The sequence below is a fragment of the Prochlorococcus marinus XMU1402 genome (assembly GCF_017696205.1).
GTDB lineage: Bacteria > Cyanobacteriota > Cyanobacteriia > PCC-6307 > Cyanobiaceae > Prochlorococcus_A > Prochlorococcus_A marinus_AC.
Genome location: NZ_JAAORD010000001.1, coordinates 509,707 through 523,472, shown reverse-complemented (window position 1 = coordinate 523,472; position 13,766 = coordinate 509,707). Strand labels below are relative to the sequence as shown.

14 protein-coding genes are annotated in these 13,766 nt (G+C 33.0%); 8 read left to right on the top strand and 6 right to left on the bottom strand.

All coding sequences use genetic code 11. The features are described from left to right. The 3 genes from HA141_RS02950 to HA141_RS02940 form a co-directional block, all read right to left on the bottom strand. Positions 1-1,041, bottom strand: a complete 1,041-nt coding sequence (locus tag HA141_RS02950; protein WP_209116751.1) for a long-chain acyl-[acyl-carrier-protein] reductase — start codon at positions 1,039-1,041, stop codon at positions 1-3. 108 nt (positions 1,042-1,149) lie between these two features. Beyond that, positions 1,150-1,878, bottom strand: a complete 729-nt coding sequence (locus HA141_RS02945; RefSeq protein ID WP_209116749.1) for an aldehyde oxygenase (deformylating) — start codon at positions 1,876-1,878, stop codon at positions 1,150-1,152. A gap of 111 nt (positions 1,879-1,989) precedes the next feature. After that, the gene (locus HA141_RS02940; protein ID WP_209116747.1) at positions 1,990-2,784 is read right to left on the bottom strand and encodes a creatininase family protein; all 795 of its coding nucleotides are present in this window, start codon (positions 2,782-2,784) and stop codon (positions 1,990-1,992) included. A gap of 66 nt (positions 2,785-2,850) precedes the next feature. Between HA141_RS02940 and HA141_RS02935 the strand changes: the two genes are divergently transcribed. Genes HA141_RS02935 through pgeF form a run of 3 tightly spaced genes read left to right on the top strand, consistent with a single transcriptional unit; the run spans position 2,851 to position 5,759 of the window. Next, positions 2,851-4,059, top strand: a complete 1,209-nt coding sequence (locus HA141_RS02935) for a S1 RNA-binding domain-containing protein (protein WP_209116745.1) — start codon at positions 2,851-2,853, stop codon at positions 4,057-4,059. Then, positions 4,049-4,954, top strand: coding sequence for a Tab2 family RNA-binding protein (locus HA141_RS02930; RefSeq protein ID WP_209116743.1), 906 nt, complete (start codon positions 4,049-4,051; stop codon positions 4,952-4,954). The genes HA141_RS02935 and HA141_RS02930 overlap by 11 nt, the downstream gene beginning before the upstream one ends. Before the next feature lie 22 nt (positions 4,955-4,976). Further along, positions 4,977-5,759, top strand: a complete 783-nt coding sequence (pgeF, locus tag HA141_RS02925) for a peptidoglycan editing factor PgeF (RefSeq protein WP_348535317.1) — start codon at positions 4,977-4,979, stop codon at positions 5,757-5,759. A gap of 6 nt (positions 5,760-5,765) precedes the next feature. On the opposite strand, the gene HA141_RS02920 is transcribed toward pgeF, so the two are convergent. The 3 genes from HA141_RS02920 to hemH all read right to left on the bottom strand — a co-directional run bounded on the left by HA141_RS02920 (position 5,766) and on the right by hemH (position 9,259). Continuing rightward, complete coding sequence (locus HA141_RS02920) at positions 5,766-6,116, bottom strand: hypothetical protein (RefSeq protein ID WP_209116742.1); 351 nt, start codon at positions 6,114-6,116, stop codon at positions 5,766-5,768. A 67-nt stretch (positions 6,117-6,183) separates the two neighbouring features. After that, the gene (gene ilvB / locus HA141_RS02915; protein ID WP_209116740.1) at positions 6,184-7,947 is read right to left on the bottom strand and encodes a biosynthetic-type acetolactate synthase large subunit; all 1,764 of its coding nucleotides are present in this window, start codon (positions 7,945-7,947) and stop codon (positions 6,184-6,186) included. A gap of 136 nt (positions 7,948-8,083) precedes the next feature. After that, entirely contained in the window at positions 8,084-9,259 is a 1,176-nt protein-coding gene (gene hemH, locus HA141_RS02910) for a ferrochelatase (protein WP_209116737.1), read from the bottom strand. A gap of 65 nt (positions 9,260-9,324) precedes the next feature. Here hemH and HA141_RS02905 point away from each other — a divergent pair, with 65 nt between their 5' ends. The 5 genes from HA141_RS02905 (at position 9,325) to HA141_RS02885 (ending at position 13,749) form a co-directional block, all read left to right on the top strand. Further along, the gene (locus HA141_RS02905; RefSeq protein ID WP_209116735.1) at positions 9,325-10,494 is read left to right on the top strand and encodes a site-specific integrase; all 1,170 of its coding nucleotides are present in this window, start codon (positions 9,325-9,327) and stop codon (positions 10,492-10,494) included. 33 nt (positions 10,495-10,527) lie between these two features. Then, positions 10,528-11,220 carry a cob(I)yrinic acid a,c-diamide adenosyltransferase gene (gene cobO / locus HA141_RS02900; protein WP_209116733.1) on the top strand — a complete coding sequence of 231 codons (693 nt, stop codon included), beginning with the start codon at positions 10,528-10,530 and terminating at the stop codon, positions 11,218-11,220. A 124-nt stretch (positions 11,221-11,344) separates the two neighbouring features. Continuing rightward, complete coding sequence (pyrH, locus tag HA141_RS02895) at positions 11,345-12,049, top strand: UMP kinase (RefSeq protein WP_209116731.1); 705 nt, start codon at positions 11,345-11,347, stop codon at positions 12,047-12,049. 21 nt (positions 12,050-12,070) lie between these two features. Next, on the top strand, positions 12,071-12,619 hold the full coding sequence (frr, locus tag HA141_RS02890) for a ribosome recycling factor (protein WP_209116729.1): 549 nt from the start codon (positions 12,071-12,073) through the stop codon (positions 12,617-12,619). Beyond that, positions 12,616-13,749 carry an NAD(P)/FAD-dependent oxidoreductase gene (locus HA141_RS02885; protein WP_209116727.1) on the top strand — a complete coding sequence of 378 codons (1,134 nt, stop codon included), beginning with the start codon at positions 12,616-12,618 and terminating at the stop codon, positions 13,747-13,749. Before frr ends, HA141_RS02885 begins: the two co-directional genes overlap by 4 nt. Positions 13,750-13,766: the final 17 nt, after the last annotated feature.

Here is a 13,766-nt window from a genome sequence, read left to right as displayed (position 1 = left end):
TTAAACAGTTAATACTTTAGGCTGCTTATCAAGTCCAATCGCAGAAAAACCGTGCTTTAAAGATGCTGCTCCAATAAACTCCATCTTTTCAAGGGATATGTTATTTCTTCCCCAACTAAAGTTTGTATGACACTTTTCAAATTCTAAAATCATAGCTTCTGCAAAGCAAGCAAACATCTCTCTCTGAGGGTTTTGCATTTCCGCAAGTTCCATCATATTCCATCCAATATCATTAAAAAACTCTACTATACCTCCTTTTAAAACATGAATATTTTCACCCTGAAATTTCTCATCAAGATTTTTGGGGTATCCGCCATCAATCATTAAACATGGTTTTTTTAAGTTATCTATATCAATTTCAATAGTTTTAGGCATACTTGCAACCCATACAACAATATCCGCCTGAGGTAATGCCTCATTTAAGCTTGTTACGATTCCACCATCTAATTCTTTTTGTAACAGCGCTAGTGGTTCTTGTTGTCTTGCTACCATAAGAAGTTCTGAAATCCCAGTTTTATTGATAAGCCATCTACAAACAGCACTACCAATATCACCTGTAGCACCAATTACAGCAACAGTTGCCTTTTTAAGGTCTATCCCAATGCGAGGCGCATTTATTTCTAGTTGTTTACAAATAACCCAGGCGGTATGAGTATTGCCAGTAGTAAACCTTTCCCACTCTAAAGAAGTATTTCTAATTTGTTTATGCTGTAGAAGATTAAAATTCTCAAAAATAATAGAAGTAAATCCTCCTAAAGCGGTAATGTTAATCCCTTTTTTCTGAGCTAGTTCCATAGCATTTAGTACTTTTCTTCTAGCCGTTTTAAACCTAGAAAGCATTTCAGGAACAAAGCACGAATCTATATAAGAACCTTCAATAGATATTCCAGTAGCACTCTTAACTTCTACATTTTCAACAAGCTGAGGAGGAGCAGTACACCAAACATCCAAGTCGCCATCTGCAATATGATCAAAGCCTAGCATCGAAGCTTTTCTTTTTGCATCTTCAAAACTGGTTGAGTGGCCTATTAACCCAAACATTTAAAATTTATAAATGGTTTCTATACGATGTTATGAACAATAGCACAGAGGTAACTACTTAAATAGGATTGGTTAATTATTAAAATCCTTAATTAATTAGTAATGTAATTAGACAATAGCTGCCATAGCCATTCTTGCAATTTCTCTATTATCTAGACCTATTTCCATCAATGTATCTTGATAAGCAATCATAAATTCTTCCATTAATTCTTCTCTATCCATAGCTAACACTGATGCGTCTTCTGCTACTTCATCTAACATCTTTTTAATTAAAGGAAGATTAACCTTATTAGCTTCCATTAATTCCTCTTTACAAGTAGATAAATTCTCTTTAAGCCACTCTTGACCATAATTTAAATGAAGATATTCATCTTTAACTACTCCCTCAGTTATTTTTTTTGCAAAAGGATCCGCAACTCTTATGTAGACGTTATAAGCAGAAATTGCGAATGCCTCAATTAAGATAGCTTGTATTAAAAGACATGTTGTTAAATTTCCCTTTTCAAGAGCAACTTGAAAATTGCCATGTAATTTAGAAAAGAATTTTTTAGCAAAATCCATATCAGCTACTACACCTAAATTTTTTCCACACGCAGTAAAGCCTCTTTTATGCTTCATTTCCATTCTCGCCAATTTAGTTAACTCCTCTAACTCATTTGGAATTAAAGTTGCTATTGAAATGTAATTATCATGAGCCTCTTGCTCTCCCTCTATAACAATTGCATTTATTCTGCTATATGCATCCTTATAAGAATCTGTAGTGAAGTCTGGCAAATCTAAAGAAATCGGATTAGTCGATTCTTCAATAGTTTTTTTATTTGATTCTAGAGTTTGCATGTCAGTAATCTTTAGCTCATTATGCATGAATATTACACGATTATAGAGAATTTATTTAAATATCATGAAAATAGTTTCAATTGTTAAGTCACATTTTTTACTTAAACTTATTTAAGAATTATTTGGCCAATCTGATTGCATCAGATTCATAATCAATTTAAACCAATGATTAATCAATAATTCCTTTAAATTTTTCCCTAAAGACTCATTTGCTCCTCTACTATCTCCAATGACACCTGATTTACTGAAGTCGTCAGTAAGCCAAGCAGTAGGCGCATTGCCCTCTAGACTCCAGCCTTCTGGGATCTGTCCCTTAACGCTTTCATTTGGGCGTTCATCACCTACTAATTCTGGTTTTAAAGCCAGCATCAAACTTGTTTCAGCTAAAGAAGCATGAAGCCCATCCTCGATCTCAGTTTTTGTTAACAATTCACTCAATCCATTAACACCACTCCATAAGAAACAAGGGAAAACTGCCATCCCTGGCGCGAAACTTCTTAGCTCTCTTGCAGCTGTATTTAATAGTGAAATTTGACCTCCATGTCCATTAATCAATATCAATCTTTTAAAACCTGTTTCAAATAATTGACTTCCAACTTCCTTAATCATTGAGGTTATTAAATTTGAGGACAGTGAAATTGTCCCAGCAAAACCCTTATGCTCTGGAGAAAAACCAATATATTGAGTTGGAAGTTTTTTTAATGGAATATCGGCAGGGAATAATTTAAAAACTTCGCTAATAATTTCATCAACAAAAATACTATCTGTAGCAAGAGGCAAATGCGGCCCATGTTGCTCAACAGCACCGAATGGCCAAATCACTGTAGATCTTTTGTTTTTTGCAACACTCTCAATTTCTTGCCAATTTAAATATTCAAATTTATTAGGTATTGGTTTAAAGTTCATTAATTTTAATTTAGAGTACTAACATTTAAGGTATGTTAATAGTTAATTATTCTTATTTTACCTACGATGGGAGTCAATAATAAAAATGCCCAAGATAATATCCAACCAAAGGGCAATAAAAAACCTCTTCAGTTACTTCACATAAGCAAGAAAGATTCTCAAAAAAAATCTCAAGAAATAGATAATGAGCAAACCAATTCGAAAGAAGAAATTAAAAAAGAAAGTATCGCAATCAAACCTCAAATCATTAAAAAGGATTCAGTAAAAGAAATTGAGGACAGTAATGAAAACAACAAAGATATTGATATTTCTCAACAAGACTTAAATAGACCACTTAATTTTTCTGAGCAAAACACAGATTTTCAATTAGAAAGAACTGTTGATGAATTCGATTTTGATGAAAGTGCTTTTTTGGAGGCTTTAAATGAAAATGAGCCGATTGGGGCTACAGGAGAAACAATTTCAGGTAAGGTTATAGCAATCGAAAGTGATGGACTATATATTGACATTGGTGGGAAAGCACCTGGTTATATGCCAAAAAAAGAATGTGGTTTGGGTGTCATAACTAATTTTAAAGAAAAATTTTCTTTAGGACTTGAAATGGAAGTTTTGGTTATCAAAGAACAAAATGCTGATGGGATGGTAACAGTGAGTGCTCGAGCATTAATTCTTAGGCAAAGTTGGGAGAAAGTATCAAGTTCCGCAAAAAATGGAGAATTAATTAACGTTTTAATTAATGGATTTAACAGAGGTGGTCTTACATGTGATGTAGATGGATTAAGAGGATTTATCCCAAGATCCCAACTTGAAGATGGTCAAGACTATCAATCTTTTGTTGGCAAAACTCTCAAAGTAGCATTTCTTGAGGTGAATCCAGAATCCAGAAAATTAGTTCTCTCTGAAAAGAAAGCATCATTAGTGTCTAAGCTTACAAGTTTAGAATTAGGTCAATTAATTGAAGGAGAAGTTTTAGCAGTAAAACCATATGGCTTCTTTATAGATTTAGGTGGAGCGAGTGGACTTCTTCATCAATCCTCACTAACAAATGGATCGATTCGTTCTTTAAGAGAAGTTTTTAGAGAAGGGGAAATTATAAAAGCTTTAATATCTGAAATTGACCTCGAAAAAGGGCGCATTGGTCTCAATACAGCTCTCCTAGAAAACTCTGCAGGAGAATTAATTATTGATAAGCAAAAAGTTATGCAAGAAGCCACAGAGAGAGCACTAAAAACTAAAGCACTTTTCGATAAAAAAGAACAAGATAATGAACATTAATAAAACAATGGAGTCAAGTCTTAAATTAAAAATTTCAGATTGGGAATTAGACTTCTATTCAAGACCAATTATTGAATCAAATGGAAAAAAAAGGTGGGAGTTAATTATTTGCTCTACAAGAAGTCATAAGACAGAAGATATTTTTCTTTGGAATAAAAAATGCCCTGCCAATGAAGTTAATTCAGTATGGCTTACAAAAGCACTAAATGAAGCAATAAATGAAGCAAAAAAACAAGGGTGGGAGAAACCTTCAATAGTTCGATTCTGGAGGTCATCAATGAAATCGATCATTAAAAAATCCCTGGAGGCCGTAAGTATTGAGGCTCTTATAAGTAGGAGAACTTACGATTTATTAGATAGAATCGAATTTCTTGAAAAAGAGATTTATCCAAAGGAAAAAGGTTATGTAAGAGGTGTATTAGCTCCTACTTTTACTTCTAAGATGGAAAACCCTCCTACACCTTTACCAGAAGAAGTAAGAGGTGATGCTTTAACTATCTCTGAAATATCAATTGGAGAATTAAAATCAGCAGAAAATTGGCCTATTGAATTTGGAGATATTTTCCCAATTCACCAAGATTTAGATGATAATTACTTAGTTCCAGGATTAAGACTTTTTAGCAAAGAAAGATCTTTAGCACTTTCTGCATGGTTCAGTTGTTTAGAACCTATTAAATTAATCATCAATAAGAACCAACTCATACTTGAAGCTTCAGAAGATGATAAGTGGCTGGTAACTGATTTACCAGAAAAAGATGCAAGCATTTTGAGTAGAAAGTTTTTAGAGAATAAAAAAAATTCTTTTGGTTATCAATTTATTTCCATACAGTCAACGCCATACATCGAAAAATTTGCAGGATTCTGGATCTTAAGAGATATTGAATTAATTTCATAAATTCAGCTTAGGAGCAGGTACTATTCCATACAAAGAAATAAATTTCTCAAAAGTTGAAATTTTTATTCAAAACAAAATTTTTGAGTATTATTTATCACCTATCCTTAGTCAAAATAATTTCAAACATGCATATTTTACGAAGTCAAGCTCTGAGAAATTTCTTCAGTTGTTGGGGAATCACTTTAATGAAAATTACATAAATTGTGTTTCCAATCAAATTCACAGTAATGTTATAGTGTTTGGATCACATTCAGAAGATGGGATCAAGCCTAATGCAGATGGTCTTATTGGTAATAAATGCAATCAAAACTTATGGGTTTACACAGCTGATTGTATGCCAATATTTTTTGCAGATAAAAGGACAAGAAATGTAGCAACCTTGCATTGTGGAAGAAAAGGTTTAGAAAAAAAAATAATAAAAAATCTGGTTAAAATTTTTGATAATTTAGGGACATCTAGAGATAATTTACTTGTTGCAATAGGACCAGCGATTTCGAAGGAACATTATCTAGTTGATAAAATGACACTCAAAGAATTTTATAGAAAGGCCGAAAACAAAAACATAATGTTCAATTTGACTAAAGCTGAAAAAAATCTTTATTTTAGTGATTCAAATCACTTCCAAGAGCAAAACTTAAATCAACTTGATCTTAAAAGATCTGCTTATAGACAACTTTTAAATGAGAACATTCCAGATACAAATATAGACGTCTCAAATTTATGCACATACAAATTAAAAAATGAATTTAATTCTTGGAGAAGGAGCAAAACATTTTCGAGACAATGGAATTTTATCTGCTCATAGAGATAGTTAACTTGTACAAATTTCACTAGTAAAGTCTTTGGCGACTAATAATTCAGTCATCTCCTTGGTGCCTTTAATATTAAAAACTTTGGCTAACAAAACATTCTCTTTGAAACCAAAAGGTTTTATTTTCACTTTGCTTCCCCTAGGGAATTCACTCTTAAGTAAATTAGTTGCTTGAAGCTCATCATTTTCATTTACATCTACACATAACAGTCCAATCGTTAAATTCCTATTTTGATCTCCCACCAAAATAGTATTTGAACTTTTAATTTGAAGAATTTCGGCCGAGTAAACTATTACAGGATTAAGAACAATCAAGCAGACTATAATAAAAATTTTTGATAAATTTTTCAATTTAGAAATATCTAACTTTTTAAATTATTTTAAAGTTAATTTATTAAAATGACTAATTAAAAAAAAATTATTCTTCACAATTAACATATCCAACCATTTGAGCATTACTTTTACCAGGAGGGACCATTGGATAACAATTTTCACCTCTTCTGACAAGGATATTAATCAAGGCAGGGCCGTCATGAGCAATAGCATTTTTAAATTCATTCTGTAATTGTTTTCTATCAGAAATTAAGTATCCTTTAACTCCAAAAGACTCAGCAAGTTTTACAAAATCAGGTTCACCACAACTCATATCAGATGAGGAATATCTTTCATCGTAGAAACTTTCCTGCCATTGTCTTACCATACCTTGCCAGCGATTATTGATAATAATCAATTTCACCTTTAGACCATATTGAGATAAAGTTCCTAATTCTTGAATATTCATTAAGACACTTGCATCACCTGCAATACAAATAACATCTGAATTAGGTAAGGCTGCTTTTACTCCAATTGCCGCTGGCAATCCAAACCCCATAGTTCCTAAACCTGCACTACTAATCCATTTTCTAGGAGAATTCCTGAGGTATTGAGCAGCCCACATCTGATGTTGTCCTACATCTGTAGTTACATAAGCTTCAGGTGAAAGTTCCCTCACTTTTATAAGAACTTCCTGAGGATAAATTTCTCCTTCTTTAGGCGGGTCGTATAAAGGGTGTTTATTTTTCCAAAAATCAATTTTTTCTAACCAGTTTTTCGTCTGACAAGGAAATTTGTTTTTTAGAGATAGTTCATTAATTTTAAGAACAGCTTTTGAAACATCAGAAATAATTGCAACATCTACACGTCTATTTTTATTAACTTCTGCTGGGTCGATATCTATATGAATTACCTTTGCATTAGGTGCAAAAGTATCTAATTTTCCTGTCACCCTATCATCGAATCTAGCTCCAATAGCAATTAAAAGATCGCATTCTGTAACAGCGAAATTTGCATAAGCAGTTCCATGCATTCCTAACATCCCTACTGATAAATTGTCTTTTTCATCAAAAGCGCCTTTACCCATTAAGGTTGTAGTAACTGGTATTTGATAATTATTTGCCAAAATTCTTATTTCATCATGAGCCCCTGAAGATATTGCACCTCCACCGACGTAGAGAAGAGGTCTTTTAGACTCCTCAATTAATTTAATAGCTTTTTTGATATCACAATCATTTATATCTCCATTTCTTTTAAATCCCTTAGGAATAATCTCGCCCGGCATAACTCTTTCGTAATGAAAGAATTCTTGTCCTACATCCTTTGGTATGTCAATTAAAACAGGGCCAGGTCTTCCGGAAGAGGCTATAAAGAAAGCCTCTGAAACTACTTTTGCAATATCTGAAGGATCTCTAATAACCCATGAATGTTTAACTATGGGAAGTGTTATACCAAAAATGTCAGTTTCTTGAAAAGCATCTGTACCGATCGCAGGTCTTGGAACTTGTCCTGTAACTACTACGAGAGGTACTGAATCCATTTGGGCCGTTGCAATTCCTGTTACCAAATTTGTTGCACCTGGACCTGAGGTCCCAAAACATACTCCTACTTCACCAGTAGATCTTGCATATCCATCAGCCGCATGAGAACCTCCTTGTTCATGTCTTACCATGTAATGCTTTAACCAACCTTCCTTTTCTGCCTTATGAACAGAGTCATATATTGGCAGTATGGCTCCTCCTGGATATCCAAATATAACCTTTACCCCATGAATTTTTAGAGAATCCATAAGTGCATCTGCACCAGTTATCCAGAGGGGGCTTTCATTTTTTGAACTACCTTTTGACAAGGATCTCGAAGTAAGAGTCACTAAAGAAATTCAATATTTACTATAAATATTAAACTCAATTAAAAACTTTTGCCTCATTTAGAAATGTAATGTCAGAAAAGTATTCAAAAATAAAGTCTAATAAATTTAAAATTTTCAAATAAAATTAAATTGATTTTTACAAAATTCCTAGCTTATGTAATGGTCCAGAACCTGAAATAAGTTCTATAAAAAGTACCAGAAAAACAATCATAGCAACCCTCCCATTCCAAACCTCTGAACTATTATTCCAACCCCATTGCCACTTCTCTTGAGGATAAAGTTTAACTTTTTCAGGTAACTTAGAAGCCTCCTCTATATTGACTAAAGGCTCCTCAAGGCAGGAAATTACTAGATCACTAAGACCCTCAATAAAAGTAGGATGAGTGTTTAGAGCTTTTACTCTACGAAAGTTTTTAATACCAGCTTTTTCAGCTATTTCTTTATATTCAATGTCAATTTCTTGCAATGTTTCAATATGCTCTCCAACGAAACTTATGGGGACCACAATAAGATCAATGACATTTGACCTTCCAAGATCAGCTAAAACTTCCTCGGTATATGGCTTCAACCATTCAACTGGACCAACTCTGCTTTGATAAGAGAGTGTATACGGATTACTATGCCCTAAATATTTTTCCAGCTCATTTATTATCAATAATGAACAATCTTCAATTTGTTGCTTATAGGGATCTCCAGCTTCCTCTACATAACTCTTGGGGACTCCATGAGCAGTAAAAAATATATGCGCATTAGAAGGTGATTCACTTCGTGTGATTTGTTCGGAAATCAGTTCAACCATTGACTTTAAATAACCTGATTGACTGAACCAACTTCTTATACATCTCATTGGGATTTTCTTGAAATCATTATCGGAATCTCTTAATTTTTTTAATTCCCTAAAGCTTGAACCACTTGTACTTATTGAAAAATGTGGATAAAGAGGTAATACAACAATTTGATCTATACCATCTGCTTTCATATCTGTAATTGCTGATTCGGTAAAAGGATGCCAATACCTCATAGCAATATATGTAGTAGCATTTAAACCTTTGTCCCTTAATTTAGATTGCAATTCTCTTGCTTGTTGTTCTGTTATTCTTCTAATTGGTGAACCTCCACCTATGGAAAGATAAGCCTGCTGTGAAGTTGTACTTCTAAGAGTACTAATTAACCAGGCTAAAGGTTTTTGGAAGGCAGGAAAAGGGGTCCTGATTATTTCTGGATCAGAAAATAAATTATATAAGAATGGGCCAACATCTCTAATACGTTCAGGCCCTCCTAAATTCATTAGTAAGACGCCTATTTTATCCATTTAAAAATTATGGAGATTGAAAATCAACATTAAAAACGTCATTATATGGTCAATTATATAAGTAAATGAACGTAATTCAGGAAATTAATAATGTCAATGATAAATTTGCTACCCAAGGTAGCAAGCTTAGAATTGAAAAAAGAGGAGAGAAATTAAATATTAGAGGTTCACTACCTTCCAAAGAAGATAAAAACAACTTTAAAATTCAAAGAATATCTCTTGGTGTAACGGCCGATATTTCTGGCCTGGAAGAGGCTAAGAAAAAATTACAATTAATAAATCTGCAACTGGAATTAAATCAATTTGATTGGATTAATTGGCTAAGTAACCCTAATACAAAAGAAACAAAAAATGATTTTGAATTTTTAAGTAGATTAAATCAATTTGAAGAGTTTTTTTTTAAAGAAAATAAAAGTGATTTTCGAAACAGCACCAGAAAAACCACTTGGAAAAGTTCTTACAAACCATATATTAAAAGAATCCAGAATATTTATAATAATTATGAGAATGAAGCTTTAGAAAAAATTTTCCAAAAAACACTTGAAAGTTACAAGGAAGGTAGCAGGAGTAGGAAACAATGCGCTACTTCTCTAAGTATTTTGGCTAAGTTTTTGGACATTAAACTCCCAGAAGATTGGAAATTAAATTCTAGAGGATATGGTCTAAACAAAGCAGGATTTAGAGATCTCCCTACAGACGAGTTAATAGAGAAACTTTGGGAGACGATACCAAACAAATCTTGGAAATTTGTTTTTGGTTTGATGGCTACATATGGATTAAGAAATCATGAAGTATTTTTTTGTGATTTAAGTTCTTTAACTAATCTTGGAGACAAAATTATTAGGGTTTTACCTACGACTAAAACAGGGGAACATCAAGTTTGGCCATTCCATCCTGAATGGGTCGAGAAGTTCGAATTATCAAAACTTGGTGAGAATCCAGAACTTCTTCCTAATATTAATAGAGATTTGAAAATAACAACCTTACAGAATATTGGAAAAAAAATTACTGATCAGTTTAAGCGTTACTCTTTACAAATAAAACCTTATGATCTTAGGCATGCTTGGGCAGTAAGAACAATTTTTTATGATTTACCTGATACTGTAGCTGCCAGAATGATGGGACATTCGGTTAGTCTACATACTCAAACTTATCACCACTGGATTACAAAAAGAGATCAACAACAGGCAGTAAATAATGCACTTTTAAAAGTTAAAAGAGCTAAAAATATTTAAAGATTTATAATCATTAAATAAAATTAGAGTCGTATGAAAGAAAAACCTTTATCTTCCGAGAAAGTAATTAAACTCGATGATCAAGCAAACAATCTTGGAATGGGAGGAAAACTATCTCCAGATATCGATGAGAGCTCATATAAAAAAAGGATGCAGCAAAGAAAAGACATTCAAGCTGAAAGACTACAAATTAGAAAAACAAAAAAAGGTTTGTTGATCGTTTTTACAGGGAATGGCAAAGGCAAGACAACTGCATCTTTAGGTATGGCTTTAAGGACTATAGGACATGGCTATAAAGTAGCAATAATCCAATTTATCAAGGGAGGCTGGACCACTGGAGAAGAAAAAGCATTTAAAAATCTGTCTTCAAAAATATCTTGGCATTCATTAGGAGAAGGATTTACTTGGGAAACACAAGACAGAATAAGAGATGAACAATTAGTTAGAGAAGCATGGCAACTAGCCAAAAAATACATTAAGAACGAATCTTATAAACTTATAATTCTTGATGAAATTAATATTGCTACAAAACTTGGTTATCTTGCTTCAGAAGAAATAATTACTTTTTTAAAAAGCTTAGATAATAGAAAAAATCATGTTGTTTTAACTGGAAGGGGAGCATCTGATTCAATTATCAACTATGCTGATCTAGTTACAGAAATGAAACTAATAAGACATCCTTTTAAAGAACAAGGTATAAAAGCGCAAAAGTGCGTTGAATTCTAAATAAACAAATGTTTTTTTTATTTCTACAGGCAGGTTTAAAAATGTTTAAAGACGCAAGCAATATTTGAACAAAAAATAAATTCGGTACATTTACTTGCTAAGGTCTTAAAAGTATGATTATTGAATGACTTACAAAAGAGTTCTCTTAAAACTTAGTGGCGAAGCACTTATGGGTGAAAAACCTTATGGAATTGATCCTGCCATAGTTCAGTCAATTGCGGAAGACGTTTCAAAAGTAGTCGAAAATAATGTACAACTTGCAATAGTTGTTGGTGGTGGAAACATTTTTAGGGGGCTTAAAGGCTCTGCTGACGGAATGGATCGCGCTACTGCTGACTATGTAGGAATGCTAGCAACAGTAATGAACGCGATTTCACTTCAAGATGGTCTTGAAAGAGTAGGAGTAGAGACAAGAGTCCAAACTGCAATCGAAATGCAGGAAATTGCAGAACCCTACATTAGAAGAAGAGCTATGAGGCACCTAGAAAAAGGAAGAGTTGTAGTTTTCGGAGGGGGATGCGGAAATCCATTTTTTACGACCGATACTACGGCAGCTTTGAGGGCAGCAGAGATAAACGCTGAAGTTGTAATGAAGGCTACTAAAGTTGATGGAGTATACGATCGTGATCCTAATCAATTTAAAGAGGCAAAAAAATATTCCTCTCTCAGTTATCAACAAGTTCTTAGTGATGAAATTGCAGTAATGGACAGCACTGCGATTGCACTTTGCAAAGATAATAATATCCCAATTATGGTTTTTGATATATTCAAAAAAGGTAACATTGCCAAAGCTGTTGCTGGTGAGCCAATAGGCTCTTTAATTAGTTAAATTCATTTAAATTTTTTAATTATGAAAGAAAAAGAAATTCAAGAAAATATGAATAAAAGTATTGAAGCCACACAAAGAAACTTTAATACGATAAGAACTGGTAGAGCTAATGCGTCATTGTTAGACAGAATAAGTGTTGAGTACTACGGAGCAGAAACACCAATCAAATCACTAGCAACAATAAGTACTGTTGATTCACAAACAATCTCAATACAACCTTTCGATATTTCATGTTTACAAGCAATAGAAAAATCTATATCAATGAGCGACTTAGGAATTACTCCAAATAATGATGGGAAACTAATAAGAATAAATGTTCCCCCTTTAACGGAGGAAAGAAGAAAGGAATTTTGTAAATTAGCCTCCAAATATGCAGAGGAAGGAAAAGTAGCTTTGAGGAATATTAGAAGGGATGCAGTTGATAAAGAAAAAAAAGAAGAAAAGGATGGTCTTATTTCCATTGACGAATCGCGAGATAATCAATCGGAAATTCAAAAAATTACTGATAAATTTATCGCTTTGATAGATACTAAATTATCTGAAAAAGAGAAGGAAATTTTAAAAGTTTGATAGGATTTGATGTTGTAATAATTGGTGGAGGTTTATCAGGATCTTCCACAGCACTTAACTTATCAAAGAAAGGATATTCTGTTTTAATTATTGAAAAAGAAAAATTCCAAAATTACAAACCATGTGCAGGTGGCATGGCATCTTCAATGCAAAGATTTCTTCCTCTAGACATTGAAGATTCAATAGAATCAAAAATAAAGAATGTTGAATTCAGATGGAAGGCCGAAGATAATGTGACTGCTGATCTTAATGGTGAATCCCCATTCTGGATTATAAAAAGAGAGAAACTTGATCAATTATTACTTGATGAGTCCTTGAGTAATGGAGTTCAGATAATGAGACCATTATTAATAGAAAAAATCATAAAAAAAAATGATAAATGGGAAATTACTTGCAATAACGAAATAAAATATATATCAGAATTTCTTGTTATTGCAGATGGGTCCCAATCCAAATGGGCAGAACATTTCAATTTAGGGCCCAAAAAACCTAAATTTGCGAACACAATCTCACTAAGATTAAAAGGTTTAGGTGAAATTCCTAAAGATGCAGTTAGATTTGAGTTTGGATTTATAAAATATGGTTTTGCATGGGCATTCCCCCTAAGAGAAAGCTTAAATATTGGTTTAGGTACTTTTATAAATAATAGTCTCTTAGAAAATCAGGCTATAAATAAACAAGTGATCAGAAGCTTTGGTTTTGAAGATTTTCCTCATAAAACAATTAGCAAGAAACTGAGAATATGGAATGGATTCCATTCAATTAATGGTGATAAAGTATTAGCGGTTGGAGATGCAGCATCTCTATGTGATCCATTTTTAGCTGAAGGAATTAGACCATCTCTAATCAGCAGTTATTATGCTGCAGAATACATAGATCAGTGCATATCAGGAAAAGTAGATGATTTAAATCTTTATACGAAAGAAATTAACAACATTTGGGGGAAATCAATGGCTTGGGGGAGGAGAATAGCCCAAGTATTTTATAGATTTCCCAGAACTGGGTACCAATTAGGAGTTAAAAGAAAAACAGCACCTAAACGTATTGCTCAAATATTATCGGGAGAAATGAGTTACGAAGATATTGCAAAAAGAGTCATTAGAAGACTTTTAACAAAAAGTGGGGCTTAATTCTTTTTTCAACTCAA

Coding starts and splice junctions, on each gene's coding strand:
- HA141_RS02930 (WP_209116743.1), top strand. CDS start 4,049: ATGAACATTAATAAAACAATGGAGTCAAGTCTTAAATTAAAAATTTCA.
- HA141_RS02945 (WP_209116749.1), bottom strand. CDS start 1,878: ATGCAAACTCTAGAATCAAATAAAAAAACTATTGAAGAATCGACTAAT.
- pyrH (WP_209116731.1), top strand. CDS start 11,345: ATGACTTACAAAAGAGTTCTCTTAAAACTTAGTGGCGAAGCACTTATG.
- cobO (WP_209116733.1), top strand. CDS start 10,528: ATGAAAGAAAAACCTTTATCTTCCGAGAAAGTAATTAAACTCGATGAT.
- HA141_RS02940 (WP_209116747.1), bottom strand. CDS start 2,784: ATGAACTTTAAACCAATACCTAATAAATTTGAATATTTAAATTGGCAA.
- HA141_RS02905 (WP_209116735.1), top strand. CDS start 9,325: ATGAACGTAATTCAGGAAATTAATAATGTCAATGATAAATTTGCTACC.
- HA141_RS02950 (WP_209116751.1), bottom strand. CDS start 1,041: ATGTTTGGGTTAATAGGCCACTCAACCAGTTTTGAAGATGCAAAAAGA.
- HA141_RS02935 (WP_209116745.1), top strand. CDS start 2,851: ATGGGAGTCAATAATAAAAATGCCCAAGATAATATCCAACCAAAGGGC.
- hemH (WP_209116737.1), bottom strand. CDS start 9,259: ATGGATAAAATAGGCGTCTTACTAATGAATTTAGGAGGGCCTGAACGT.
- frr (WP_209116729.1), top strand. CDS start 12,071: ATGAAAGAAAAAGAAATTCAAGAAAATATGAATAAAAGTATTGAAGCC.